Source organism: Tessaracoccus flavescens (assembly GCF_001998865.1).
GTDB lineage: Bacteria > Actinomycetota > Actinomycetes > Propionibacteriales > Propionibacteriaceae > Arachnia > Arachnia flavescens.
Map to the genome: position 1 here is coordinate 3,162,987 of NZ_CP019607.1, position 25,750 is coordinate 3,188,736.

The following is a 25,750-nucleotide window of genomic DNA, read 5'->3' on the forward strand; positions in this document are numbered from 1 at the left end:
CCGGGCGCGGGTCGTCCTGCATGCGTTTCGGAAATGTTTCGGAATCAAATTTCCTGCCGGGTTCAGCGCCTACCCGGAACGGGTCATGACCCTTGACGTGCTGACGCGGAGAAAGGCCCGGGCGCGATAGGGTTGGCGCATGACGAGTGAACCCGGCCAGGGCGTGACCTACTTCTCGAGGCTCGATGCCGACGAGTGTTGGGCCCTGCTGGCCGAAGCGGAGGTCGGACGGGTCGCATGGGCGCATGCCGGCGGCATCCTCGTGATCCCGGCCAACTACCGCATCCACGACCGGACCATCGAGTTCCAGACGACCGAAGGGGGAGCTCTCTCCCGCCTCGTCGAGCCGACCGTCGTCGCCTTCGAGGTGGACGAGATCGACGCGGAGACCGCGATGGGTTGGTCGGTCCTCATCCAGGGGCAGTCCGGTCCCGCCGCCGTCGACTCCGACGAGCGGGTCAGCTGGCTCGACGGTGAGCGGCCGGTGTGGGTCGCCATCACGCCCGGCCAGATCAGCGGCAGGGTCGTTTCCGGAACCAAGCGCGGAGGTAAGTGATGACCGAGAACAACATCCCGATGGATGAGCAGACGCCTGCGCCGCAGGAGATCCACGACGACGCGTACACAGCGCCCCAGGCAGACGGACAGGCCGCCGAGGCGAAGGCCCCGGACGCGGCGCAGGAACAGCGGCACGTGCCGCTGGTGGTCGTCGGCGTCGACGGCAGCGACGACGGCTTGCGCGCCGTGCGGTTCGGTGCCAACACCGTCATCCGCCATGGCGGCGAGCTCATGCTGATCAACGCGGTCGACGACACCCTGATGGCCGGTGCCTGGGGCGTCGTCTACGACCCGGAGGTCCTTCAGGCCGCCGGCGTGACCGCGAACGAGCAGGCCAAGGCCCTCGCGCTCGAACTCGGACTGGCGCCCGACCGGCTCAAGACCGAGGTCGTGATGGGCTCGCCCGGTGGGGTGATGGCCCGCCTGAGTGAGGTCGCAGACCTCGTCGTAGTCGGTCGCCGGGCCGCCTCGGGCCTCGAGCGCATGTTCGTCGGCTCCACCTCGGTCGCCGTCGTGGCCAACGCCTCCTGCCCGGTGGTCGTCATCTCCGCCGCAGCCCACCCGACCCCGGTCGGCACGAAGGGTGTCGTCGGCGTCGGCCTGCAGACCTCGCCGGGTGGCGAGGCGACGCTCAAGGCGGCCTTCGAACAGGCGAAGCGGCTCGGGGCACACCTCGAGATCGTGCACGCCGTCCAGCCGCCGGTCGGTATCTTCTCGCGCAAGCTCAGCCCTGCCCAGCTCGACGAACAGCTCCGCTTCGCGCAGGGCGGCATCGAGGCCCTCGCCGAAGGGCTCGCGAAGAGCTTCCCCGAGGTCGAGTACGAGGTGCTCGTGGCCGCAGACAGCCCGATCAACGAGCTGGTCAGCCGAAGCGCCTCCTACGATCTGCTCGTGCTGGGCGTCGGCGAATCGTCGATCCCCGGGTTCGGGCTCGGCGGGCTCCTGCGTGGCCTCATGGCCCACGCCGAGTGCCCGCTGTACATCACGCGCGGATGACCTCCAGCTCCCGACCGACAGTAGAGATCGAGCCGTCGCTTCCCATAGCGGCGGAGGCTGAACGCATCGCCGAACTCATCCGCGACAACCAGGTGGTCATCGTCGCGGGTGAGACCGGCTCCGGCAAGACGACCCAGCTGCCGAAGATCTGCCTCCTGGCAGGGCGGGAGCGCATCGCACACACGCAGCCGCGCCGGATCGCCGCGCGGACGGTAGCGCAGCGGATCGCTGTCGAGTGCGGGGTGGAGATCGGCGACTTCGTCGGCTACCAGGTCCGCTTCACCAGGAAGGTGTCGGCGCAGACCCGGATCAAGGTGATGACCGACGGCATCCTCCTCTCGGAGCTCACCCACGACCGGATGCTGAGCCGCTACGACACGATCATCATCGACGAGGCCCACGAGCGAAGCCTCAACATCGACTTCCTGCTCGGCTACCTCAAGCAGCTCCTGCCGAAGCGCCCCGAGCTGCGGGTCATCGTCACCTCGGCCACGATCGACACCCAACGGTTCTCCGAGCACTTCGGCGGGGCCCCCATCGTGGAGGTCTCGGGCCGCACCTATCCGGTCGAGCTGCGCTACCGCGACCCCGTCGAAGGCGAGGACGAGATCGACGCCATCGTCGGTGCGGTCGAGGAGATCGTCACGGAGTCGAGCACGGGTGACATCCTGGTGTTCCTCAGCGGTGAGCGCGAGATTCGCGACACGGCGGACGCGATCGAGGCCCTCGGCACCGGACTCGAGGTGCTGCCGCTCTTCGCACGACTGTCCTCAGCCGACCAGCAGCGGGTCTTCGCGCCGAAGGCGCGGCGAAGGATAGTGCTCGCCACCAACGTCGCGGAGACCTCGATCACGGTGCCGCGGATCCGCTACGTCGTCGACACCGGCACCGCGCGCATCTCGCGCTACTCGTCGCGGACAAAGGTGCAGCGCCTGCCGATCGAGCCCATCTCCCAGGCATCGGCCAATCAGCGCGCCGGACGGTGTGGGCGCGTCGGTCCCGGCGTGGCCATCCGCCTGTTCTCGGAGGAGGACTTCGACTCCCGACCTGAGTTCTCCGACCCTGAGATCCTGCGCACCAACCTCGCCACCGTCATCCTGCTGATGGCGCAGGCCGGCCTCGGCGACGTGGAGTCCTTCCCCTTCGTCGAGGCCCCTGTCGTCTCGCACATCAACGACGGCATCCGGGTGCTCAGCGAGCTCGGCGCGATTCATCCTCGCAAGCGCCACGACCGGCTCCGACTGACCAGGACCGGCCGGATGCTGGCCAGGATGCCGGTCGACCCGAAGCTCGGGCGGATGCTGATCGAGGGCGCGCGTCGCAACAGCCTCGCGACGGTGCTCGTCCTCGTGGCCGGCCTCACCGTCCCGGATGTGCGGGAACGCCCCGCAGAGTTCCAGGCCCAGGCTGACCAGCTGCACCGCAGATTCTGGGGCGGGGTGCCGGGGGATGAGCCGGAGCTTGCCGACGCGTCGGGCGAGCCGAAGCGACACACAGCCCACACCGGAACGCGGCACCAGAGCGAGCAGAAGGTCTCCCTCCAGGGCGGCGACTTCGAGGTGCTGCTCAACATCTGGACCTACCTGCGGACGAAGCGTCGCGAACTCAGCGGAAGCGCGTTCCGCCGCATGTGCCGGGCCGAGTACCTCAACTTCGTGCGCTTCCGCGAATGGGAGGATCTGGTCTCCCAGCTGAAGGAGGCCACGCGCGAGCTGGACCTCGACACCTCCGGCCGCGGCACGATGCCCGAGATCCTCACCTGCCTGCTGACCGGCCTGCTCTCCAACGTCGGCCTCGCCGAGCAGGAGCGGGCGCAGCGGCAGCCCGGAAAACGGCGCCCGCTGACCGAGTACCAAGGGGCGCGGGGCGCCAGGTTCGCGATTCAGCCCGGGTCATCGATGGCGAAGTCGACCCCGCCGTTGGTGATGGCCTTCGAGCTCGTGGAGACCTCCCGGCTCTGGGCGCGCACCGTCGCCCCGATCACGGCGGAGATGGTGGAGCAGGTCGGCGGACACGTCATCACGCGGACGGTCTCCGAGCCCCACTGGTCGTCGCGTTCCGCCTCGGTCCAGGCGAACGAGCGGATCACGCTGTTCGGCGTGCCGATCGTCGCGGGACGCCGCACGAACTACGCCGCCGACCACCCCGTGGAGGCGCGCGAGATCTTCATCCGCAGCGCACTCGTCGAGGGGGAGTGGGAGACCCGCAACAAGCTCGTCACCGCGAACCGGGCCGTCATCGCGGATGCGGTCAAACTCACCGACCGGATGCGCAGGCCGGACCTGTTGGCCTCCGACGACGCGCTCTACGCCTGGTACGACGCGCGGATACCTGCCGAGGTCGTCTCCGGTTCGACGTTCGACAAGTGGCTGCGCCGCACCCCCGCCGACCAGTGGCCGCGGCTGACCCGCGACGACGTGCTGGTCGATCCGACCGCGCTGCGGCCCTCCGACTTCCCGGACCGGTGGAAGGTGGGGGAGCACAGGCTGCCCGTCAGCTACGTCTACGACCCTGGCGCGGGCTCCGACGGCGTCACCGTCACGGTCCGCCTCGAGCTGCTGAACCAGCTCGACGACGCCGCCTTCAGCTGGCAGGTACCCGGGCTGCGCCGCGAACTAGCCACCGAACTGATCCGTTCGCTGCCGAAACAGTTGCGGACCAACTTCGTGCCCGCCCCCGACTACTCGGCGCGGGCCCTCGGCTGGCTGAGCGAGAACCCGCAGGCCGGCTCGTTCACCGACGCGCTCGCCCGTGCGCTCACCGCGCTGACCGGGACCGTCGTGCAAGGCTCCGACTTCCAGCCTGAGCAGCTCGGTTCCCACCTCAGGCCGACCTTCGTGGTCATCGACAACGGGCGCGAGATCGCGCGGTGCACAAGCCTCGATCACCTGTCGGAGAAACTGTCGCCGAAGGTCGCGGAGAAGCTGACCCGCTCCGCTGGCGGCCTCGCGGCCACCGGGCAGAAGGCGTGGACGTTCGGCGACATCCCCGCCGAGATCTCCGTCGCGAAGGGTGTCGTGGGATTCCCCGCGCTCGTCGACGAGGGCGCGAGCGTCGGGCTGTCGGTGCTCGACGAACGCGCCAAGGCCGACCGGTCCCACGTGCACGGGCTGCGGCGGCTCCTGACGCTGACCAATCCGGACCCGGTCAAGTGGGTGGTCTCGCGCCTGGGGCGGATGGAGAAGCTCTCGCTCGCCGACTCCGCCTACCCGACGGTGCCGGACCTGCTCGCCGACGCGTGGCTGAAGGCCTCCGAGCAGCTCGCCTCCGAGGCGGGGCCGATCGTCTCGGTCCGCAGCGCGGCGGCGTACGAGGCGACCGCGCTCGCGGTCCGGCAGGCGTGCCCTGGCCGGACCCTCCAGGTCGTCAACACCGCCGCCCATGCGCTGGCCGCCGTCACGGAGGCCCGGGTGCTGATCGGCTCGGCCACCACGCCGACGGCGAAGGACGTGAAGGGACAGCTCGACAACCTGTTCTTCAACCGCTTCATCTCCGCGACGCAGGACCCCTGGTTCTCCCACCTGCCCCGCTACGCGAAGGGGGCCGTGGCGCGACTGAGCGCCGCGCTGACCAATCCTGAGCGCGACCAGCGGCTGCAGGCCGAGGTCGACGAGATGGAGGACCTCTACGGCGAGCTGATCGACCGTCAGCCGCAGGGGCCGCTGAGCCCGAGGGTCGAGGAGATCGCGTTCCTGATCGAGGAGTTCCGGGTCAGCCTCTTCGCGCAGCAGTTGCGCACGGCCGTGCCCGTCTCGGCGAAACGGATCAGGCAGGCGATCCGCCAGGCTGGCTAGGGGCCCTTCCCGAGTGGTTGGATGGGCCCGTGCCGAAAGACGTGACCGAGCTGCTCTCCCTGTTCGACCTCGAGCAGACGGGCGAGCTGACCTTCCGCGGACCGCAGCCGCAGACCCGCATGCAGCGGCTCTTCGGCGGGCAGGTGCTCGCGCAGACGCTGATCGCGGCGGCGCGCACCGTCGACCCCCTGCGGATCCCGCACTCGCTCAACGCGTACTTCCTGCGGCCAGGGGCCCCCGATCAGCCGCTCGACTTCGACATCGAGGTTATGCGCGACGGGAAGACCTTCAGCAACCGCCGGGTCATCGCGCGGCAGGGGGAGCGGGTCATCTTCGAGATGACGACGTCGTTCCAGTTCCCCGAGCCTGGGCTCGACCACTCGGCGAGCACCCCGACGGAGGTCTCGCCTCCCGATGCGTCGCCCGAACTCGCCGACGTCCTGGGGCGTAGGTTCGGCGCGGGCGTCGCGCTGATCTCGGAGTGGGACGCGTTGGAGGTGAGGCTCGCCGCGCGGCCTGCGCCCACCTCCAACGGTGGACGGATGCTCGCGTGGGTGCGGACCAAGGAGGAGATGCCCGACGATGCGCTGCTCAACACGGCGGTGCTCGCCTATCTGAGCGACATGACCCTGCTCAGCGTGACGACGGTCCCGCACGAGGTGGAGTTCCTGTCTCCGAAGCTGCAGGCCGCCTCGATCGACCACGCCATGTGGTTCCACCGCCCGGTCCACGTCGACCGCTGGCTGCTCTACGACATGATCTCGCCGTCTGCCTCGAACGCGCGCGGCTTCGCGATGGGACGCCTCTTCCAGGACGACGCCGCCGTCGCCTCGTGCGCCCAGGAGGGCCTGATCCGCGTTCTCGACTGAGCCGCAACGCCGAGCGGCCCGTGTCTCCGGTGAGGAGACACGGGCCGCTCGGGTGTTTTCAGGTACGGCCCGCCACCCAGGGGGAGAGTTCGGGCGAACCGTACCCGGCTTGGTTCAGGCCGCCACGCCCTGAGCTGCGCGCAGCTGGGCGAGGGCCTGACGTTCGATCTGGCGCACCCGCTCGGCGGTGATGCCCCAGTGGGTGCCGATGTCGGCCAGCTTGGCCTGGCGGCCGTCGAGGAGGCCGTAGCGGCGACGCACGACGTCCTGGGAACGCTCGTCCAGGTCGGAGAGCATCTCCTCGAGGCGGGCGCGCTCCTCGGCGTCGAGCACCATCTCGTCGGGACCCGGTGCCGTCTCGCGGGCGATCAGGTCGCCGAGCGCGGTGTCACCGTCGGCCTCGACCGGAGCGTCGAGCGAGACATGGTCGCGGGAGTAGCGCAGCAGGTCGACGACCTTCGACTCCTCGAGGCCCAGTTCCTCGGCGATCTCGGCCAGTTCCGGCTCGCGGCCGAGCTGGCGCTCCAGGTTGCGGCGCACGGCGGAGACCTGGTTGACCTGTTCCGCGACGTGCACGGGGAGCCGCACGATGCGACCCTGCTGGGCGATGCCGCGCGAGATGGCCTGGCGGACCCACCAGGTCGCGTAGGTGGAGAACTTGAAGCCCTTGGCGTAGTCGAACTTCTCGACCGCGCGGATCAGGCCGGTGTTGCCCTCCTGGACCAGGTCGAGCAGAGGCATCTGGGAACGGCCGTACTTCCGTGCGACGGAGACCACGAGCCGCAGGTTCGCCTGGACGAACTGCTGCATGGCGCGCTCGCCCTCGGCCGCGATCTCCGCGAGCTCGTCGTCGGTGGCTTGGATGGACGAGGTAACCTCGCCATCGAGGATCTTCTGCGCAAAGAGCCCGGCTTCGATGGCACGAGCCAGTTCGACCTCGCCCACAGCTGTGAGCAGGGGCGTCTTGGCGATCGCGTCGAGGTAGAGCCCCACCGCGTCCTTGCCGTCGATTCCGTCGGTGCTTCGCATGCGAGCAGGAGTAAACATGTTCAAATCAGACCTTTCGCCCGTTCGTCATCTAGTACAACGCGCGAAGGTCCCCACAGGTTCCATGTTTTTCTCGCTCAAAGCGAAATGGGCCCAGGGTCTGACCCGTCAGGGCGGCCGCCCTGACCGTGGTCGGGGGATACCCTGACGGCTGCGTTTGAGTGACGGCAGTACGCGTGCCAGAATGGACGCCGTGTCACCCTTGACGAAGACGGGGCGGCGCACGCGCAAAAGTCAGTCGTCTGGCTTGAGAGGACAACCGTGACCCAGAACGCTGAAGACACCGGCAAGACAACCCGTACCCGCCGGAGCGCTGCGACCCCTGTTGAGGACGCACCAAAGCGAACCACGCGCACGAAGGCGGCCGCTGACGGCGCCACCAAGACTGCGCCGCGCACGCGGGCGAAGAAGACCGACGAGGCGGCTCCCGCCAAGAAGGCCCCCGCCTCGCGTTCACGCAAGGCCGCTGAGCCGACCATCGCCCAGGCATCCACCGGCGAGGTCGAAGTGAAGTTCGAGCGGGACGGTGACGATGTGGTGCTGACCGTCGGTGGGAAGAAGCGCTCGCTCGACGAGGTCGACGACTCGCAGTTCGTGGAGGCGAAGGAGGCTCCGCTCGAGAAGGAGCTCACCTCCGAGGAGGAGGGCTTCGCGCTCTCCGATTCCGATGACGCGGACGAGCCGGAGCAGCAGGTCGTCTCAGCCGGCGCGACGGCAGACCCGGTCAAGGACTACCTGAAGCAGATCGGAAAGGTCGCGCTGCTCAACGCGGTGCAGGAGGTCGAGCTCGCCAAGCGCATCGAGGCGGGCCTGTTCGCTGAGGAGCGGCTCGGGGCCGACGACGCAGTCAACGACGCCGATCTGGAGGACTTCCAGTGGATCGCCGAGGACGGACATCGCGCCAAGAACCACCTCCTCGAGGCCAACCTGCGACTCGTCGTGTCGCTCGCGAAGCGCTACACCGGCCGCGGCATGCTCTTCCTCGACCTGATCCAGGAGGGCAACCTCGGCCTGATCCGTGCGGTTGAGAAGTTCGACTACACCAAGGGCTACAAGTTCTCCACCTACGCGACGTGGTGGATCAAGCAGGCGATCACGCGCGCCATGGCCGACCAGGCCCGCACCATCCGCATCCCGGTGCACATGGTCGAGGTCATCAACAAGCTGGCCCGCGTGCAGCGTCAGATGCTGCAGGATCTCGGCCGCGAGCCAACGCCGGAGGAACTGGCTGTCGAGCTGGACATGACCCCTGAGAAGGTCGTCGAGGTCCAGAAGTACGGCCGTGAGCCCATCTCGCTGCACACCCCGCTCGGCGAGGACGGCGACTCCGAGTTCGGCGACCTGATCGAGGACTCCGAGGCGGTCGTCCCGGCCGACGCCGTGAACTTCACGCTGCTGCAGGAGCAGCTCAACGATGTGCTCGACACGCTCTCCGAGCGCGAGGCAGGCGTCGTGAGCATGCGCTTCGGCCTGACCGACGGCCAGCCGAAGACCCTTGACGAAATCGGAAAGGTCTACGGCGTGACGCGCGAACGCATCCGCCAGATCGAGTCCAAGACCATGTCGAAGCTGAGGCACCCGTCGCGTTCGCAGGTCCTGCGCGACTACCTCGACTGAGTCCGGCAGCAAGTCAGAAAGAGGCGCCCCCACCGAATCGGTGGGGGCGCCTTTCTGTGTGCCGACGTGGTCAGGCGAAGCGGACCATGTTGTTGAGGATCTCCTTGGTGACCCACTGGTACGTGCCGCCGCGGTACTCGATCACCTTTGCGGTGGCGTAGCTGCGGCAGCCGTTGCGGCCGGTGACGGCGGAGTCGCAGTCGGTGCGCCACTTGCGACCGTCAGCCGCGGTCCAGGTGCCCTTGTTGGCGAGCGGGTTCTTGCCCCAGGTGGAGCGGGGGATCGGGGCGTAGGTCAGGTTGTTGAACACCCAGCCGGTCGACTGGACGAAGCGGCCTGACTTATAGGAAACGGTGGTCGCCTGGATCTCGGTGCGGCAGCGCCTGGTCGTCGAGTACGGCTCGCACAACGTGCGCCAGGTTCGCCCGTTGACGTGATGGGTGCCGGGAGTCAGGTAGATGTCGACGGTGGTGCCGCCGCCGGTGCCCGTGAAGCCACGGCACTGGTCTTCGGCGCTGCCGCGCACGACGTTGCGGCTGCCGGTCGGGGCGGGCCGGTTCTCCTTGCACTGGAGATTGCCGTTGACGGTGTTCGAGTTCACCGACTTGGCCCCGGCTGGGTTCTTGAAGAGCTGGATGTCGCCGTCGACGGTGTTGCTGCTCAGCGCGATGGCTGCGCGGCCCTCCTCGAGCTGGATGTTGCCGCCGACGCGGGTGCCGCTGACGGAGACCGAGGTGGAGGTGTACTTGGCCTGGAGGTCGCCGTCGATGCGCGAGTTGGTGACGGCGACAGCGCGGGCCGACTCGGCCTGGACGTTGCCCTCGACGGAGGCCCCCCGGAGCGTGACGCTCGCGCCGCTCGAGACCTTGACATCGCCGTCGACGGTTGTGGTGATGGTGCAGGTCGCGCCGGAGGGGACGACGACGGTGTCACCGACGGGAGAGGAGAGGGTGCCTCGGCAGGTGACATCTGCTGCTGCCGTCGGGGCCGTGATGACTGCGCCGCTGAGCACGATGGCCGTCGCTGCGGCGACGGTGAGGCTTCGCAACATGGTGATCCTTTCGGGAGGGTGTCAGCGGCACTCGTTGCCGCTGACACGCTCATTCAAGGGATCACTGATGAGTCTTCCAGGGGAGTTTCGATGAGAGACCTCTCACGAAGGCGTGCGATGCTCACGAAGTTGGTCAGCAGCCGGTGTACCTCCGGCGCGAGGACCGCGCCCCGCGCGAAGACCACGAGCTCCTCGGTCGCCTCGGGCGGGAAGTAGCCTGCGGTGCTGTAGATCCGGATCCGCGTCGCCATGCCCTCCTGGTCGAGCTCCGGGTGGAACTGGGTCGCGTACACGTTGCGTCCGACCCTGAAGGCCTGGACAGGGCAGAGGTCGCCCGAGGCGAGCAGCACCGCGTCTGGGGCCAAGTCCCGCGACGCCTCCTTGTGCCCGACGAACGCCGTGAGCTGGTCGGGAACCCCGTCGAAGAGGGGGTCGGCGCGACCCTCGTCGGTGAGTCGCACCACGGCGACCCTGACCTCCTCCCCGTAGGTGCGGTCCACGCGGCCGCCCAACCTGCTGGAGAGGGCGCCGATGCCGTAGCAGAGTCCGAGGAACGGCAGGTCGCGTTCGACCACCTCGTCGATGACGGTGCCGAGGTCGCGCTCCACGCGCAGTTGCAGGTCCGTCTTCGGGTCGTCACTCGCGTTGAACGGGCCCCCGCCCAGGAAGACGCCGGCGAACTTGTCCAGGTCGACGCGTGGCAGCGGTGCCTCCTCGACGCGCATCTGGACCACGTCCTCGTCCGTCAGACCCGACAGCCTGACGACGGCCTCGCGCTCGCCCTCCGCCGCGGCATCCTCGGGTCGCGTGCTCAGCAACAGGAAGGGCTTCACCTGTTCTCCTTGAACGTCGGCGTACCCGCTCGCAGTTCGTCGACAAGCAGGCGGGTGGCGGCGACGGCGCCGCCGTCACCCGCGGCCCGTCGCTGTCGAAGATAGCTCGGTCCGCCGCGCACCAGGCGCCGGACGTCCTCCAGGTTCTCGGAGCAGCCGAGCTGTTCGGCGATCGGGGTGAGCTCGTCGACCCAGCGGATGATGCCGTCGCGCACATGGATGAGGTACTCCTCCTTGCGCGGGGTGATCACATCGGCGGCCAGCCCGTATCGTGCCGCCCGCCACTTGTTCTCCCGCATGAACCAGTAGGGGAGCCGCTCGATCGGCTCGCCGACGGCGATCGCGCGCGACATCCGCTCGACGAGGCACTGGCTGAATGCGGTGAGTGCTCCGATCTCCATCAGCGTCGGCACCGAGTCCATGATCCGGTTCTCGACGGTGCCCCACCCGGACGGCCTGACGTCCCACCGGATCTCGGAGGGGTTCTGGATCAGGCCGACCCCCTCGAGTTGGGAGGCGAACTTCTCCAGTTCGGCCCAGTTCTCCATGTGGTACGGAAGGCCGTTCGTGGGCAACTGCTGGAACATCATCGTGCGCTGCGAGGCGAACTGCGTGTCCTCACCCATCCAGAAGGGCGATGCCGCGGACATCGCGATGAAGTACGGCGTGAAGCGCGCAATGCCGTCGACGATGGGAAGGGCCTTGTCACGGTGGTCGATGCCGGTGTGGATGTGCAGGCCGTTGATCGCCATCCGCCGACCCCACCATGCGTTGCGCTCGCTGACGCGCCGGTACTGCGGCTTGTCTCCGGGCTTCTGCAGGGTCGGGTCTCCGAACGGATGGGCACCCGCGCCCATCAGCGTGAGCCCCCTCGGCTCCAGCACGGAAAGCGACCGCTCCAGCAGCGCGCGCATCTCGTCCATCGCGGTGGGCACCGACTGGTGAACGCCCGTGACGAGTTCGATCATCGAGGTGAGGTACTCGCGCCGGATCGGCCCGTCGGTCGCGTCCTCGACGGTCTCCAGGAGGACCTCTGCCCCCGGGACCTGCTCGAGCGTGGCCGCGTCGACGACCGCCAGTTCCCACTCGATGCCGATGCTCGACTGGCGTGACTCACCGAAAGCGATCTTCACATGACCTCCCCTGCGGTAGGAGCAAACCCTAACAAGGGCCTTCGTCCAGCAGGGGCCTGCCCAGCAAACGGCGTCGTGAACGGCACGAAGCGTTCGGGGCCTCGAGCACTAAGCTTTGCCACGAAAGAGAGGACACTCACCCATGTCGCTGTTCGATCGCGCCGAACTCGCCCCCGCAGACCCCATCCTCGGACTCACCGAGGCCTACAACGCCGACACCCGCCCGGAAAAGGTCAACCTCGGTGTCGGGGTCTACCTCGGCGAGGACGGCAAGCTGCCTCTGATGGAGGCCGTCCGCGCGGCCGAGGAGCGGATCACGCAGCAGCGAAGGGCGAAGGCCTACCTCGGGATCGACGGCATGCCCGCCTACCGCGACGCCGTGCGCGAACTGATCTTCGGCGCCGACTCCTCGGCCCTTGCCGACGCACGTGTGGCGACGGTGCAGAGCCTCGGCGGCACCGGAGCCCTGAAGATCGGCGCCGACCTGCTGCGCCAGCTCAGCCCGGAGGCCACCGTGCTGATCTCGAACCCCAGCTGGGAGAACCACCGGGCGCTGTTCACCCGCGCGGGCTTCGACGTCGAGACCTACCGCTACTACGACGCCGGGATCAAGGGCATCGACTTCGACGGCATGCTCGAGGATCTCCGTGCGGCCGAGCCGGGCACCGTCGTGGTGCTGCACGCCTGCTGCCACAACCCCACCGGTTACGACCTCGGCTCCGAGCAGTGGGACGCGGTGATCGAGGTGCTCGCCGAGCGTCAGCTGATCCCCTTCCTCGACATGGCCTACCAGGGCTTCGGCTTCGGGATCGAGGAGGACGGCGCCGTCGTGGCCAAGTTCGTCGACTCCGGGCTCAACTTCCTGCTCTCCACCTCGTATTCCAAGTCGTTCAGCCTGTACGGCGAGCGGATCGGATCGCTTTCGGTCGTGCTCGACTCGGCCGAGTCGGCCAAGAAGGTGCTCTCGCAACTGAAGATCGTGATCCGCACCAACTACTCCAACCCGCCCACCGAGGGCGCGGCCCTTGTCACCACCGTGCTCACCGACCCCGACCTGCGGCAGAGCTGGGAGGACGAGCTCGGCGCCATGCGCGAACGGATCAAGGACCTGCGCAAGGGCCTCGTCGACGGCCTGGCCTCCCGCGGCATCACCGACATGGGCTTCATCGCCGAACAGCTCGGCATGTTCAGCTACTCGGGTCTGACGAAGGAGCAGATGGTCGCGCTGCGCACCGAGCACGGCGTCTACGGCCTCGACTCCGGGCGCATGTGCGTGGCCGCTCTGAACACCGGAAACCTGGACTACGTGGCTGACGCCATCGCTGCGGTGCGCGCCTCCGCCTGAGGATCAACTGAGGTGCGGGTGAGGATGCCAGATTCGCATCGTCACCCGCATTTTGTTGGGTAGCCGTCGACGGCACCACACCACGCGGGTCGGGGGAGAGTAGGCACCGGTCAGCCCGGTTCAGGGCCGGCGAGGCCGCTTGCCCGGCGGGCAGGCGTGCCGACCGCCTCGGCCAGCGCCTCCCAGGTGCCGTAGAGGCGGACGCCCTCACGCGCCCTCGTCACCGCCGTGTACAGCAGTTCGCGGGTCAGTAGCGGGGAACCCTGCGGCGGAAGCACGACGGAGACGCGGTCGAACTGGCTGCCCTGGCTCTTGTGGATCGTCATGGCGTGCAGATCCGTCGCGTCGTCGAGCAGCGAGGGCGCGACCCACAAGGCGCCCTCCGGGCGGTCGACGACAGCGACGAGCTCGTCGTCTGCCCTCCGCACCACGACTGCGGTGTCGCCGTTGCTGAACAGGTCGCTGTTGCGCTGGATGAGAAGAGGCTGGCCCGCGTAGTGCCGGGCGTCGAAGCCGTAGTCGTCGAGTTCGGTGCTCAGCCAGGCCCGCAGCGACCGCGCCCAGTGCGTGACGCCGAAGGGGCCCTCGCGGTGCCCACACAGGACACGGTGCCTGTTGAGCGCTTTGTTGGCCGCGTCGCCCTCGCCATCGATGGCGTGCCCCCGCACCGACGTGGCCGTGGCGAGAGAGTCGTGGCGAAGCGTCGGGAGGGTGGAGGGGTCCACCTCTGCGCTGAACACGACCAGTTCGATGGTCTCGGCCGACTCGACCGCAGCGCGGGCGGCCTCGGCGTCGCCCTCGAGGATGGCGTCGGCGAGGTAGTTGATCTCGGGGTTCGACCGGTAGTTGTTCTGCAGCCTGGCAAGGCTTCCTCCCGGCTCCATCACGAGGTCGTCGGCGCTCTCGATGTCGGCGAGCACCGCACCGGCCTCGACCGAGCGGAGCTGGTGCGGGTCGCCGAGCAGGATCAGGCGGGAGCGTTCGGAGAGGGCGGAGACAAGGGCGGTCATCAGTTCGAGCGAGACCATCGACGTCTCGTCGACGACGACCACGTCGTAGGGGAGCGGATTGTCGGGACCGAACTCGCTCCCGCTGGAGCGGGGACGCAGGCCGAGCAGCTTGTGCAGGGTGCCTCCCCAGGTGTGGCCCGTCGCCCCACCCACCTCCTGCAGCAGCCGGGCGGCGGCCTTGCCCGTCGGCGCGCAGAGAGCCACCCTCGGAGCGGTCGGTGCGAGAGCCTCGAGGATGCGCGCGACAATCGTCGTCTTGCCCGTGCCTGGGCCGCCGGTGATCACCGTCGTCAGGTGGGAAAGGGCGGCGGTGACGGCCGCGCGCTGGTGCTCATCGAGGCGTTCATCTGTGGCGAATTCCACCTGGACCGGGTCGCTCCCGATGCCGCTGCGGGCCCGCAGCAGCTCCGCGAGGGCCCGCTCCTGCCGCCAGTACCGGTCGAGGTAGAGCAGCGACCCGTCCAGACGGAAGGGGGCCTCCACCTCTGGCGTGGTGGCGACGGTCGCGGACTCTGCGACCCGGCGCAGCCACGACTGCGCATCTGGCCACGGCAGTTCGAGCCAGGCGGCCTCGGTCGTACCGTCGTCCAGATCGGCCTCAGGCTGGAGCCGCTCGGCCGCGCTCGCGAGGTCGACGCAGACGGACCCGAGCCGGAGCTCCCGCACGGCCAACGCGCAGGCGAGGATCACTTCAGGGTCGGCCTCGCCGGTCAACTGGGCCAGCCTCCGAGCGAGGTGGAAGTCGATCAGGCGCAGCATGCCCGCCTCGCAGAACGTTCGCAGCGTCCCGGTGGCGGCGATGGGCAGTTCAGCCACGATGACCTCCCAGCAGTTCGGAGGCGGCAAGCACGAAGGCCGCAGGCGGGTACCAGCCGAACACCCCGCAGGTGGTGCCGTCTATGACGGGGGTGTCCGGCCCGGCCATGCCCCTGACGAAGAGGTACCCGACCCCGCCCAGGTGGGTCTCCGGGTCGTATCCGGGAAGGCGGAGGCTGAGGTGGCGGTGCAGCGCGACGCAGTAGAGGCTGGCCTGCAGCGGATAGTGGGCCTGCATCATCGCCTCGGCCATCGAGGGTGCGGTGTAGTGAGCCAAGGTGAGTGGATCGGAAGGTGAGGGACTGAGCCGGTTCGTCTTGTAGTCGACCACGACGAAGCGACCGTCTGCCAGGCGCAGCACGGCGTCGATCGACCCCGTCAGGAAACCGTTGAGCACGGCTGGCGCGGCCTCGGAGGAGGCGAGGCGTCGCGGATAGTCGGCGAGCGGGTCCTCCGGGGTCAGATGCTCGTCCATGAGCGCGGCAAGGTCGGCGAGGCTGGCCGGTGCGCCGGAGTCGGCCAGCGGGAGATCGAAGTCGAGCTCCGGCAGACGCGAGGAGGTGGGTAGATCGGACAGCGACTCGGTGGTCAGGGGGAGCAGTGGCGTCAGGCACACCTGTTCGAGGGCCGAGGCGAGCTGAGCCGACTGTGCGGCGTCCAGCCCGTTGGCAGGGCCGAGCTCCGAGAGGAGCCTGGTGGCGCTCGCGGACAGGCGGGTCGGTGCCCAGTCAAGCTTCTCGAGCGCTTCGTGCACGAGGGTGCCGAAGCCGGCCCCAGCGGGTAGATCGGCCATCGGCGAGAGAGCCTGTAGCTCGGGTGGCACGTCGGTCACAGGGGTGAGGTCCAGATCTGCCGCCTCGTCGACGACGACCCGGAGGGCCGTCTCGTGGAGGCCCTGGGTGAGGCTGGAGTACGAGGTGCGGCGCCACGAGTGGTCGATGATCCTCGGCAATGTGGCGAGGGTGAGCGGGGCACCAGCATCCGGTACGACTGCGTCGACCTGGCCGGGGGGCGAGTCGTCGAGCAGCGAGTCGAAGACCGAGGCCAGCCGGATCAACCGGGTCTCGCCGTCCTTGCGGTGGCGCCATCCGTGCCGGGAGAGCAGTTGGCTGAGCGGGCCGTCGGAGCTGGCTCGTCGTGCGTCGCTGACGTGCCAGGCGACGGTGAGGTGGCAGGCGCGGGTCATCGCGACGTAGAGCAGGCGCAGCTCCTCCTCGATGTTCTGCCGGCTCACGTCCTTGGCCAGCTCGTCGCGCCAGTCGGGCCGCTCGCCGACGTAGAGGTGGCGGCGGTTGCCCTCGATGACTGAGAACGGCTGGTGGGTGCGGACCTGGCTGCCTCCCGTCTCGGGCAGCAGGACGACCGGGAACTCGAGCCCCTTCGCGGCATGCATGGTCATCACCCGGATGGCCTCGTCGTCGGACTCGATGCGGATGGAATCTGACTCGTCCTCGTCGGACCCGCGCTCGGCGAGGACGGCGAGAAGGCCGGGCACCGTGTGGGCATCGCTCGCGTCGAGCAGTTCTGCGACGTGGAGCAGATCGGTGAGCCGGCGGGCGCCGTCGGCCTCGGCGAGGACGCGCGCGTCGAGGCCCGCGCCGCAACGCAGCACCGTGACGACGGCACCGATGCCGCCGGAGTCGAAGGCAAGGCTGAGCTCACGCACGAGCGTGCTCACCCGGGCCGGCTCCGGGCTGGAGTCGCCCAGAAGCTCTGCGAGCTGCGAGCCGATCAACGGGGTGAGCGCCGCGAGCCGGATGTGTGACTGGGTGGGGTCGGCCATCGCGCGCAGCAGCCGCTGCCAGTCGTCTGCGGCCTCCTGCTGCCAGACGGACTGGCTTCCGGTCAGCACCGCGGGCAGACCGGCGGCGGTGAGCACCGAGCGGATCTCCCTGGCCCGCGCGGTGGTGCGGGTCAGGACCGCGATGTCGCCGGGGCGAAGCGGAGCTCCGCCGTCGACGAAACGGGCGTGGCGCAGCAGCAGCCTGGCCTGGCGGACGAGATCGTGCTCGATCGCGGAGTCGGCGTCGACGCCGTCGCCCAGCTCATCGACCCCGCACCGGCGCAGCCACAGGCGCGATTCTCCAGGTACCGCCAGCCGCGTTGCGTGACTCGCGTCGACAGGGGTGACCTTCACCTCCGATGAGCCGAGCTCGGCATCGCCGAACAGCTCGATCACGCCCTGCACCAGCGGCCGGTCGGTGCGGTAGTTGGTGGCCAGCGTCTGCACGTCGGCGCGTTCCCTTGCCCTCAGGTAGCTGCCCAGGTCGGCGCCCCGGAATCCGTAGATCGACTGCTTGGGATCGCCGATCAGGATCGTCGGACGCTCGGCGGCGACGAATGCGCGCTCGATGATGTCCCACTGCTGCGGATCGGTGTCCTGGAACTCGTCGACGAGCACGACCGGGAACCGGGTGGCCAGCCTCTCGCGCACCAGGTCGCCGGTGCGGGGGTCGGTGAGGGCCGCCCGCAGCCGCTCGATCACATCGTCGAAGGTGCAGATGCCCTCGGTGACCTTCCTGGCGGCGTAGAGCTCGCGGACGGCCGCCGCGAAGTCGTGCCGGGGGCCGTCCTCCGGCAGCAGCGGCAGCGGCGTCTCGCAGGCCGCGATGCCGATGGTCATGGCGTCCTTCGCCGTGAAAGGCGGATCGGGCTCGTCGCGGTGGAAGCGGAGGTAGGTGTCGCTGGCGCACTGGCGGGCGAGCTCGCGGTCGTCTGGCCCGACGACCTCCGCCGGGTCCCAGTCGCCGAGCACGCCCAGCTCGCGCAGCATCGACTCGCAGAACGCGTGGGTGGTCAGGATCGTCGCCTCGTTGTAGCGCTCGAGGGCGGCCGCGATCCGGTCGCGATGCGTCTTCGCGTCTTTCGACATGAGAAGCCTGTCGACCGCATCCGCCTCCGTGGGGGTCGTTCCCGCGAGGTGCTGTTCCAGCTGCTGCAGCGTGTGGTGCAGCCGCTTGAAAACACGGCTGCGCAGCTCACCCGCGGCGTGGTTGCCGAAGGTGATCATCAGCAGCTGCGTGACATCGAGATCGGGCCGTTCGGCGAGGAACCTGGTGGCGAGGGCGGCGATCGCATAGGTCTTGCCCGTGCCCGCGCTGGCCTCAAGCAGCGTCGTGGTCGTGGGGAGCGGGCCGGTGAGATCGAAGGCGTGCATCATGACCTACCTCCGAGGATTCCGGTGTAGAGGGCGACGGACCAGGCGCCGAACGCGCTGGACTGGCCGTTGGACGGGTCGCCGGCCGCAGGCGGGTCGACGAAGAGTTCGGACACCTCATCGTCGTAGAACATGGCCCACGCAGGACCAACCGAACTCCACTTGTCGTGCCGGAAACCGGGCCGGCCCCGCCACTGACGTGGATCGAACCGGCCGCGAGCCACATCCTCGGCGTACGCGATGCCTGCCGTGGCAGGCACCGGCACCAGGCGATGCTGGCCGAGGGCGTAGGCGCGCAGCACCGTCGCGAGCCTCTCCCGAGCGGCCACCTGCTCGGGAACACCGAGGGAGCGGTCGTCGACCATCAACGACTTCCAGTCGCCCGGCACCTGGACCAGCCGGAAGAACCGGGCCAGCGTCGGCGACCCGGCGGCAGTCAGGGCCAGCGACTCGAGCCATGGCGCGATCAGCTTGTCCGCCCCCTTGCTCGCGGTGACCGACACGGGTGAACCACCGCGGAGTCGGATCTCGTCCACGAGCCGGATCGAGCCGACCCCCGGGAGATCGAAGTCGAGGTCCACCGGCACGTCGGTGACGTCCTGCTGGTAGAGCGGACCGGCCTGACTCCAGAGCAACTCGGCCTGCGACTTGGCGCGCGAGAACTCGACGCGGCCGATCTCGTCGGGAGGGAGTTCCTCGTTGCTGCGCAGCGTGCGGATAACCGTCTCGAGTGGCGTGCCGCTCTTGAGCGCGTCGAGCAGGGTCGTGGTCACCTGCCAGTGGGCGAGCCCGTTCAGCTCAAGGGGCATCTCGTCGCTCAGCGCCGGTTCCGAGTAGAGGGGAAGGCTTGCGGCGGAGCGCAGGAACGCCTTGGCCGGGTCGGCGAGGAATCGTGCCAACTGGTCGAGCGAGACCTGCTGCGGCAGCTGGCCGACGGGGCGTGTGCGCGCCTGTTCCCGCCGCCGTGCCCGTGGCGTGCCCTCCGGCGCGGCGCTGCGCCGGGCGAGCGCTCCAGCATGGGCGGCGGCATCGAAGCTCGCTGGATCGTGGAAGTTGGCCTCCGACGTCGCCGTCGGCGGATGCCGGACGGGTTCGGGGGTCGCGCCAAGTTCCTCGAGCAGCCAACTGACTGCCGCGGGCGGTGCCATCTCGTCGTTGGTGCGCTGGGAGTAGGCCTGGCGCACGATCAGCAGACGCTCGGCGGAGCGGGCGTGGCCAAGGAGATGGGCGAGCCGGCGCCTGCGGAGATCGGGCGCCAGATCGCCGAGGTCGAGGGCGTCGGGGGCCTGCCCGGAGGGGCCAGGGACGACGTCGTCGGTGACACCGAGCAGGGCGACGAGACGAAACTCCACATGGCGCAGTTCCCCGAGCGGCGCCACGAGCAGCGACCCGTTGCCCGCGGCGACCCGTGCGCGGGGCGCGCGCTCGGTCGAGGCAAGCAGATGCGCGAACTCGCCCCTGGTGAGCAGAGTGGTCCCGCCGACATGGTCGGCCTCGAGCCGGGCGAGGACCGAGTGCGCGTGCAGCAGTTGCCATTCATCGTCGCGCGGCAGTCCGAGAAGTTCGGTGATGATGCTGCGGGTGCGGACGACCCACTGCGTGATCGGCGCCGGGGTGGAGGTCTCGGCGATGAGCCGGCGCAGCCGCGAGACGATCTCACAGAGGGCGCCCACTGTCTCAAGATCGGACGACTCGACGGCCTCGGTGCCCGCGAGCTGGACTCCGCCTTCATGCCCGTCGGCCACGGCGAGGCCGACCAGTAGCCGGTCCAGCCCGCGCATCCAGGTGTTCTGGGCGAGGCCCTCCAGGTGGAAGGCCGACCGGTGCTGGGCGTCCATGCCCCAGCGGACGCCCGCACCGCCGACGAGTTCGACGATGGCCTGCCGGTCGGACAGGCGCCACCGGTGGGCGATGGGCGAGCTGAGCAGCAGCTCGACCAACTGGGTGGCCGACGCCCGGAGCTCCCCGAGCCGCAGCAGCGTGGTGAGGACGCCGAGAACGGGGTTGTGCGCCTGGCCCGCCACCGCCTGGACACGCAGACCGCGGCCAGGGTGTCCACCGTCGACGGCCACCGTGAAGGCGGCGTCGAGCAGCGTGGCATAGCGCTCGGGCCTCGGACAGATGATGGCCACGTCTCGCGGTTCGAGAGTCGGGTCGGCCGCGAAGGCGCGGGTGAGTTCGTCGCGCAGCACCTCCACCTGTCGGGCCGGGCCGTGGGAGTCGTGCAACTGCACCGCGGGAACCGCGGCGGGCGGATCCGGCAGGTCGACGATCTCATCGGCCGCCTCCCAGGCGGCGCCGGGTGACTCGGCGGCCGCGAGCACGGTGAGTGACCCGAGCGCCTCGAGCACCGCCCGTTGTGGAACCGTCAGCTCGTCAACCGCGAACAGCACCGTCGGCGTGGTGTCCAGGCGCGCCGACTCGACGAGGGACTCGAGGATCTCGACCGGATCCACCTCGAGCGAGGTGACCGCCGCACGCAGCAACGCAGGCTGCCAGGCCCACTGCGGTGGCAGTTCGGCGCCGTCGGGGCCGAGGTCGTCGCCCTCGAGCCACGACGCGAGGAGGTCAGGGGTCACGTCGACATACCAGCGCAGCAGGCGCGCGAGCCTTGCAGAGGTCGCCCGCCTGCCTCCGACGCGTCGCGGGTCGACGGCGCGGGCCAGCACGGGGTACTCGCCGCTCAACTCGTCGATCGCCTCCCACACGGCAAGTTCGAGCGGCGTCCCGAGCCATCGGGAACGGTCGCGCGCAACGCCTGCCCGCTCGGCCAGCTGGCTCATGAGCTGAGCCGGGGTCACGTAGTCGATCCCGGCCGAGATGCCGAGCCGTGCCGCCACCTCCTGCCCGACGATCCGGCCGGTGGCCGCCGACGACACCACGACGCGGGAGAACGCGAACGGATCGGTGTTGGAGGTGCGCAACTGGTCGGCGAGCCGGTCGAGCAGCCCCGCCCACCGGTGGCCGCGCACGAGGCTCACACCCATCGTCGACCCTGCCCTTCCTCGGCCCACCGGGCCACTCGAGAATCCTGAATCATCACCCTACTGGGAGGCTCGGACGGTTTCCGGTTGGCATTGTGTCAGTGGGCGCAACGACAATGAAACGTGTGAGCGACCAGATACTCGATGCCCTCGACCCGGAACAGCGACGCGTGGCCACGATGCTTGAGCACCCGGTCGTGGTCCTTGCCGGGGCAGGGACGGGCAAGACGCGGGCGATCACGCACCGGATCGCCTACGCGGTGCGTGAGGGTCGCTACGACGCGGCAGGCACGCTCGCCGTCACCTTCACCACGCGCGCCGCTGGCGAAATGCGCTCCCGGCTCGCCTCGCTCGGCGTGCGCGCCGCGCAGGCCCGCACCATCCACTCGGCCGCGCTCAGGCAGTGCCAGTTCTTCTGGCCGCAGGCCTACGGGGTCGACTTCCCGCGCGTCGCGGAGAACACCTTCGGTCTCGTTGCCCGGGCCGCGCACCAGGTCCTCGGGTCGTCCGATACGGCGTTGGTGCGCGACCTCGACTCCGAGATCTCCTGGGCGAAGACGAGCAACGTCAGCGCCGCCCGGTACCCAGACGTGGCGGGGGTGCGGTCGGTCAACGGGGCGACCCCGGCGCAGGTCTCCGCGGTGATGGCCCATTACGAGAAGCAGAAGCTGACCGAGGGATCAGTCGACTTCAACGACATCCTGATGTGCAATGCCGTCCTGCTCAGCGAGCATCCGGAGATCGGCGAGCGGATCCGCGGCACCTACCGGCACTTCGTCGTCGACGAGTACCAGGACGTCTCAGCGCTGCAGCACCGGCTGATCTCACTGTGGGTCGACGGCCGCGACGACGTGTGCGTCGTCGGTGACCCCAACCAGGCCATCCACTCGTTCGCCGGGGCGGACGCCGCCTACCTGCTCGGCTTCGCCTCGGACCATCCGGGGGCGCAGACCGTGCGGCTCGTCCGCAACTACCGGTCCTCCCCGGAGGTGATCTCCTCGGCGAACAAGGTGATGCGGATCCGTGAGGGTGGCCCCTCCGCGCTGCGCGCGACCAGGCACTCCGGGCCGCGGCCGAGCTTCCACGGGGAGCCTGATGAGCGCACCGAGGCCGCAGGCATCGCGGCCTGGATGAAGGCCGCCCACGCCGAGGGCACGCCATGGTCCGAACTGGCGGTGCTCTACCGGATCAACGCGCAGTCGCCGGCCCTTGAGGCGGCGCTGACCGAGGCTGGCGTTCCCTACACCGTCCGCGGCACGGAGCGCTTCTACGACCGGGCCGAGGTGCGCCAGGCGGTGCTCGAGTTCGGTCGGGTGGCGTCGCGACAGCCGCAGTTGAGCCCAGGCGAGGTCATGGGCCAGGTGCTGGGCGGGCTCGGTTGGAGGCCGGACGCGCCGTCGGGGCAGGGGCGCCAGCGGGAACGCTGGGAGTCGCTCGACGCGGTGCGCACCATGGTGGGCGAGGAGGACGAAGCCCGCGACGGGTGGACAGGTGAGCAGGCCGCGGCCTGGCTCCAGGAGAGGGCAAGCTGGCAGGCGAGCCCGGTGGCATCTGCGGTCACCCTCTCGACGCTGCACGCCGCGAAAGGCCTCGAGTGGGACGCCGTCGCGATCATCGGAGTGCGCGAGGGGCTGATCCCCTTCGTGCTCAGCCAGGAGGAGCCTGCGCTGTCCGAGGAGCGCCGACTGCTCTACGTCGGCTTCACCCGTGCCCGCAGAGAACTCAGGGTCAGTTGGGCCGCGTCGCGCGGCAACGCCACGCGTTCACGCTTCATCGCCGACCAGGTCACCGGCCCCGCCACCGTCAGCAGACAGACGAAGCGCGGATCATCCTCGTCGAAGTCTCGCGCGTGTCGTGTCTGCGGCAACCTCCTGCACACCGCGGCCGAGCGCAAGCTGAGCAGGCACGAGGACTGCGAGGTCACCTACGATGAGGCCCTCTTCGAGGCGTTGCGCGCCTGGCGGAAAGCCGAGGCCGACGGTGCGAGCGTTCCAGCGTTCGTCGTGTTCACCGACGCGACGCTGCTCGCGATCGCTGAGGCGGTGCCCACGTCCGAGCAGGATCTGCTGCGGCTCCCGGGGATCGGGCAGTCGAAGGTGAAGAAGTACGGCGGAGGGGTCCTCGGCGTCATCGAGGGGCATCGAGCCTGAGCCCACCGCCGGTGATGGGCTCGGTGCGGGGCGTGGTGCAGCCGGAGACCGGGCAGTCGCCCTGCCGCGGCCAGAGTGCCAGTTCGAGCCCTGGGTGGGACAGATGCCAGCGCCAGCTCACGCCAATAAGTTCGCTGTGCATGGAGGCCCCCATCGACAGGCACTGCAGCGCGGTCCACGCCCCCACCCAGGCGCCGAGCAGCGGCGCATCGCCACCCGTGGCCTGCGTCGTCGATCCGGCCAGGCAGCGGGGGCACGGACCCGATCCGGCGCCGAGGACGGGACCGATCTCGCCTCGTCGCGAGTCCCACCTGGCATAGAGCCCGGCCCCGGCGAAGGCCTCGGCCTCGAGGACCGGCTGGGTTCCCGGCTCGAAGGCGAGCACCGTGACGTCAGCGCCGATGCCGGCGCCGGGGGAGCGGAGCGCCTGCGCGGGAGTCAGGTGCCGCACGATCAGCGGCGAGCGTAACGCCCGGACGAGCACCCGGGCTGGCGAGGGTTCTGCGACGAGGTGGACACGGATGCCTGGCATGACGCAAAGCTCACCCCGGCTCCCGGTCGGGTAGGCGACCGGTCAGGCCTCGGACAACACCGTCCCCCGAGACGACAACGACGGGTGTGGCGGATCGTTCCGCCACCCCCGTCGGAGTGCAGGGTCGGGCTGGCTCAGGCCTTGCCGAGAATGCGGTTCAGGTTGGTGCCGCACACGGGGCACTTGCCCTTGGCCATCTTGGTGCCCTTGTCGTTGACGACAACCTCTCCCTTGGCGTCGCGCTTCTCCTTGCACTTGACGCAGTAGAAAGAACCTTCCCAGGTCTCCGTAGCCATATTTCCTCCTTGTGGGTGGCCGCCGAGGTTCAGCGGCCTTGTCAACTGTAACTGGGTGCCGAGCCACGCGTGCGTGACACTCCCAGACACGGCGGAGTCCCGGGTGCTCGATCCGCCTTCCCCTGCGAATTGAGCCTCCGGGACTCACGGGTACAAAGTCTTGCGTGCCGATGCGGGCACGTCAAGCGACTTTGCGGTAATCAGCCCGATTTCTCACTCTCCGAGCAGCTTGCGCAGCTCGGTGTCCAACTCGTCCTCGGCCGTGTCGGGGGCATCCTGGCCCGTCGCGAAGGACAGCGGGTCGGCGAGATGCGACTTCGTCGGTAGCAGGTCGGGGTGCCCCCAGACGGCGTCGCGGCCGGCCTGGCCTCGCTCATGCTCGACGGCGGCCCACAGGTTCCTCGCATCGCGCACGAGCCGCGGACGCAGATCGAGGCCGACCAGCTCCGAGAACACGCTGGTCACCGGGGTGGCGGAGGCGCGGCGCCGGTTCAGTACCTCACCGAGCTGGGCCGCGTGAGGCATCCACGGGGCCGTCGCCTTCGCCACGACATGGTCGACCCAGCCCTCGACGAGGGCGAGCAGAACCTCGAGTCGCTCGAGAATCTCCAGCTGGGTGGGGGTGCTTGCCGGCTGGAAGAAGGAGCCGCGCACCGACTCACCGACGGCCACGACGTCCTCGAGCGAGAGACCCTCGAAGTTCTCAGGCTGGAACTGGCCTGCGATGGACTCGAAGTCGATGGTGATTTCGCGGGCGAAGTGCGCAAGCAGCGCACTGAGCTGAGGGGACAGCCAGCCGACGGAGTGGAAGAGGCGCTGCCGGGCGGCCTCACGCAGCAACAGGTACAGCACGAGGTCGGAGTCGTTCGCGTCGAGATCGCGGGTGAACTGGGCGACGTTGGTCGGCAGGAGCACGACATCGCTCGGGCCGAGCAGGTTGAACCCCAGCTCGGTCCCGGTCAGGATGTCTCCGGCCACATTGGCCAGTTCGCGCTTGAGCCGGTCACGGTAGATCAGCGAGGCGGAGCTCTTCATCATGGGAGCGAGCATCTGCTGCATTCCCTGCATGGCCTCGTCCTCGACGGCGCCTCCGCGCTGGAGCGCATCGGCGAGCCCGTCGATGATCGGCTCGATCACCGCGCGCCAGCCGTCACTTGTGGCGTCGAGCCACTCGCCCCGCGTCATGGCGCGGGCGGCACGGCCGGTCTCGGCGAACTCGGTCACGGGGGTCAGCCAGGACTGGGCGAGCCGCTCGGCGTCACGCACGGCGGAGATCTCGTCCTCCCGCAGCGACGGATCGCCGCCTGACTCGGCCGCCAACTGCTTCGCGGCGGTCAGGGTCGTGCGCCACGCCGCGTCTGGGTCGCGGTCGGCGTTGGTCATGCCGAACATGAACGGGCTGCCGGGCGCCTGCAGCTTGTTCACCTGCGCGATCAGTTCCTCAAGATCGAGATCCTCTGCGTCACCGAATCCGAGCTGCTCAAGCATCCTGCGCAGCTGTTCGAAGTCGAAGGGGTTGTTGCTGGACATCGGCTTACCTCCTCGCACCCATTCTTCCGCAT

General features: G+C 69.2%; 17 protein-coding genes. 7 read left to right on the forward strand and 10 right to left on the reverse strand.

The window, feature by feature from the left end:
• Positions 1–139 precede the first annotated feature (139 nt).
• Genes BW733_RS15340 through BW733_RS15355 form a run of 4 tightly spaced genes read left to right on the forward strand, consistent with a single transcriptional unit; the run spans position 140 to position 6,217 of the window.
• Positions 140–556 carry a pyridoxamine 5'-phosphate oxidase family protein gene (locus tag BW733_RS15340; RefSeq protein ID WP_077351827.1) on the forward strand — a complete coding sequence of 139 codons (417 nt, stop codon included), beginning with the start codon at positions 140–142 and terminating at the stop codon, positions 554–556.
• A complete protein-coding gene (locus BW733_RS15345; RefSeq protein WP_077351829.1) occupies positions 556–1,554 on the forward strand; it encodes a universal stress protein in 999 nt (332 codons plus the stop codon). The genes BW733_RS15340 and BW733_RS15345 overlap by 1 nt, the downstream gene beginning before the upstream one ends.
• A complete protein-coding gene (gene hrpA / locus BW733_RS15350; protein ID WP_077351831.1) occupies positions 1,551–5,348 on the forward strand; it encodes an ATP-dependent RNA helicase HrpA in 3,798 nt (1,265 codons plus the stop codon). Before BW733_RS15345 ends, hrpA begins: the two co-directional genes overlap by 4 nt.
• 29 nt (positions 5,349–5,377) lie before the next feature.
• Complete coding sequence (locus BW733_RS15355) at positions 5,378–6,217, forward strand: acyl-CoA thioesterase (protein ID WP_077351833.1); 840 nt, start codon at positions 5,378–5,380, stop codon at positions 6,215–6,217.
• Positions 6,218–6,331: 114 nt separating this feature from the next.
• On the opposite strand, the gene BW733_RS15360 is transcribed toward BW733_RS15355, so the two are convergent.
• Positions 6,332–7,264, reverse strand: a complete 933-nt coding sequence (locus tag BW733_RS15360; RefSeq protein WP_077351835.1) for a sigma-70 family RNA polymerase sigma factor — start codon at positions 7,262–7,264, stop codon at positions 6,332–6,334.
• A 261-nt stretch (positions 7,265–7,525) separates the two neighbouring features.
• On the opposite strand from BW733_RS15360, the gene BW733_RS15365 reads away from it, so the two are divergent.
• Positions 7,526–8,881, forward strand: coding sequence for an RNA polymerase sigma factor (locus BW733_RS15365; RefSeq protein WP_077351837.1), 1,356 nt, complete (start codon positions 7,526–7,528; stop codon positions 8,879–8,881).
• Between the two features lie 70 nt (positions 8,882–8,951).
• Here the strand turns inward: BW733_RS15365 and BW733_RS18670 are convergent, their stop codons facing one another.
• From BW733_RS18670 to BW733_RS15380, 3 genes are read right to left on the reverse strand one after another with little or no spacing between them, the layout of a single operon-like run.
• Positions 8,952–9,932 (reverse strand): DUF4097 family beta strand repeat-containing protein, encoded by a 981-nt coding sequence (locus BW733_RS18670; RefSeq protein ID WP_179947120.1) that lies wholly within the window; start codon positions 9,930–9,932, stop codon positions 8,952–8,954.
• Positions 9,933–9,985: 53 nt separating this feature from the next.
• Positions 9,986–10,765: a glutamine amidotransferase gene (locus BW733_RS15375; RefSeq protein ID WP_077351839.1), complete on the reverse strand. Its 780-nt coding sequence runs from the start codon at positions 10,763–10,765 to the stop codon at positions 9,986–9,988.
• Positions 10,762–11,898: a carboxylate-amine ligase gene (locus tag BW733_RS15380; protein ID WP_077351841.1), complete on the reverse strand. Its 1,137-nt coding sequence runs from the start codon at positions 11,896–11,898 to the stop codon at positions 10,762–10,764. Before BW733_RS15380 ends, BW733_RS15375 begins: the two co-directional genes overlap by 4 nt.
• 142 nt (positions 11,899–12,040) lie before the next feature.
• On the opposite strand from BW733_RS15380, the gene BW733_RS15385 reads away from it, so the two are divergent.
• The gene (locus BW733_RS15385) at positions 12,041–13,243 is read left to right on the forward strand and encodes an amino acid aminotransferase (protein ID WP_077351843.1); all 1,203 of its coding nucleotides are present in this window, start codon (positions 12,041–12,043) and stop codon (positions 13,241–13,243) included.
• Positions 13,244–13,353: 110 nt separating this feature from the next.
• On the opposite strand, the gene recD is transcribed toward BW733_RS15385, so the two are convergent.
• From recD to BW733_RS15400, 3 genes are read right to left on the reverse strand one after another with little or no spacing between them, the layout of a single operon-like run.
• Positions 13,354–15,069 (reverse strand): exodeoxyribonuclease V subunit alpha, encoded by a 1,716-nt coding sequence (gene recD / locus BW733_RS15390; protein WP_077351845.1) that lies wholly within the window; start codon positions 15,067–15,069, stop codon positions 13,354–13,356.
• Positions 15,062–18,226, reverse strand: a complete 3,165-nt coding sequence (locus BW733_RS15395; RefSeq protein WP_161490261.1) for a UvrD-helicase domain-containing protein — start codon at positions 18,224–18,226, stop codon at positions 15,062–15,064. Before BW733_RS15395 ends, recD begins: the two co-directional genes overlap by 8 nt.
• Positions 18,226–21,213, reverse strand: a complete 2,988-nt coding sequence (locus tag BW733_RS15400) for an exodeoxyribonuclease V subunit gamma (protein ID WP_077351849.1) — start codon at positions 21,211–21,213, stop codon at positions 18,226–18,228. The genes BW733_RS15395 and BW733_RS15400 overlap by 1 nt, the downstream gene beginning before the upstream one ends.
• A 92-nt stretch (positions 21,214–21,305) precedes the next feature.
• Here BW733_RS15400 and BW733_RS15405 point away from each other — a divergent pair, with 92 nt between their 5' ends.
• Positions 21,306–23,360, forward strand: a complete 2,055-nt coding sequence (locus tag BW733_RS15405; RefSeq protein ID WP_077351851.1) for an ATP-dependent DNA helicase UvrD2 — start codon at positions 21,306–21,308, stop codon at positions 23,358–23,360.
• Here BW733_RS15405 and BW733_RS15410 read toward each other — a convergent pair.
• The 3 genes from BW733_RS15410 to BW733_RS15415 form a co-directional block, all read right to left on the reverse strand.
• Positions 23,338–23,892 (reverse strand): hypothetical protein, encoded by a 555-nt coding sequence (locus BW733_RS15410; protein WP_152024753.1) that lies wholly within the window; start codon positions 23,890–23,892, stop codon positions 23,338–23,340. The genes BW733_RS15405 and BW733_RS15410 overlap by 23 nt on opposite strands.
• A gap of 134 nt (positions 23,893–24,026) precedes the next feature.
• Complete coding sequence (locus BW733_RS18510; protein WP_169836079.1) at positions 24,027–24,188, reverse strand: DUF5679 domain-containing protein; 162 nt, start codon at positions 24,186–24,188, stop codon at positions 24,027–24,029.
• 213 nt (positions 24,189–24,401) lie between these two features.
• Positions 24,402–25,718, reverse strand: a complete 1,317-nt coding sequence (locus BW733_RS15415) for a zinc-dependent metalloprotease (RefSeq protein WP_077351855.1) — start codon at positions 25,716–25,718, stop codon at positions 24,402–24,404.
• Between the last annotated feature and the right edge of the window lie 32 nt (positions 25,719–25,750).